The organism is Burkholderia sp. Se-20378 (genome assembly GCF_017104665.1).
In the GTDB taxonomy this organism is placed as follows: Bacteria; Pseudomonadota; Gammaproteobacteria; order Burkholderiales; family Burkholderiaceae; genus Burkholderia; species Burkholderia lata.
This window is the reverse complement of sequence record NZ_JAAGPG010001187.1, coordinates 1-953: the sequence shown is the minus strand read 5'-3', so window position 1 is coordinate 953 and position 953 is coordinate 1. Positions and strand designations below refer to the sequence as shown.

General features: G+C 68.9%; 1 protein-coding gene. It reads right to left on the bottom strand.

Annotation, left to right across the window (positions count from 1 at the left end):
• Positions 1–953: acyl-CoA dehydrogenase (locus G3N93_RS40910; RefSeq protein ID WP_206135624.1), on the bottom strand; the 953-nt coding region annotated here is incomplete at both ends.

Here is a 953-nt window from a genome sequence, read left to right as displayed (position 1 = left end):
TCGAAGAACGCCGGGTCGCTCGCGCGGTTCGCGTGCGCCGCCACCAGCGCGCGGCCCATCTGCCACCCGCACAGCACCACGCCCGCCAGCTTCAGGTACGGCACGCTGCCCGCGAACACCGCGTTCGGGTCCTGCTTCACGTTCGCCACCACGTAATCGACCACCGACGACAGCGCCTTCGCGCCCTTCTCCAGCTGCGCCTTCACCGATGCGGCCGCCGCACCGTCCAGCTTGCCCAGCGCCGCCACCGTGTCGCCGATCTCCGCGATCAGCGCCTTCGCCACCGCGCCGCCGTCGCGCATCGTCTTGCGGCCCACCAGGTCGTTCGCCTGGATCGCCGTCGTGCCTTCGTAGATCGCCAGGATACGGGCATCGCGGTAATACTGCGCTGCGCCCGTCTCCTCGATGAAGCCCATCCCGCCGTGCACCTGCACGCCCAGGCTCGCCACGTCGTTCACCATCTCCGTGCTCCAGCCCTTCACCACCGGCACCAGATACTCGTAGATTGCCTGATGACGCGCCCGCGCCGCCTCGTCCGAATGGCGGTGGGCAATGTCGCTGTGCGCGGCGGCCACGTAGGCCAGCGCCCGCGCGCCTTCGGTCAGTGCGCGCATCGTGCCGAGCATGCGGCGCACGTCCGGGTGATGGATGATCGTCACCGACTGTTTGGCCGAACCATCGACCGGGCGGCTCTGCACGCGTTCCTTCGCGAATTCCGCGGCCTTCTGGTACGCGCGATCGGCCACGCCGATCCCCTGCATCCCGACGCCGAAGCGCGCGGCGTTCATCATGATGAACATGTATTCGAGGCCGCGGTTTTCCTCGCCGACCAGGTAGCCGATCGCGCCGCCGTGGTCACCGTACTGCAGCACCGCCGTCGGGCTCGCCTTGATCCCGAGCTTGTGCTCGATCGACACGCAGTGCACGTCGTTGCGCGCGCCCAGCGAGCCGTC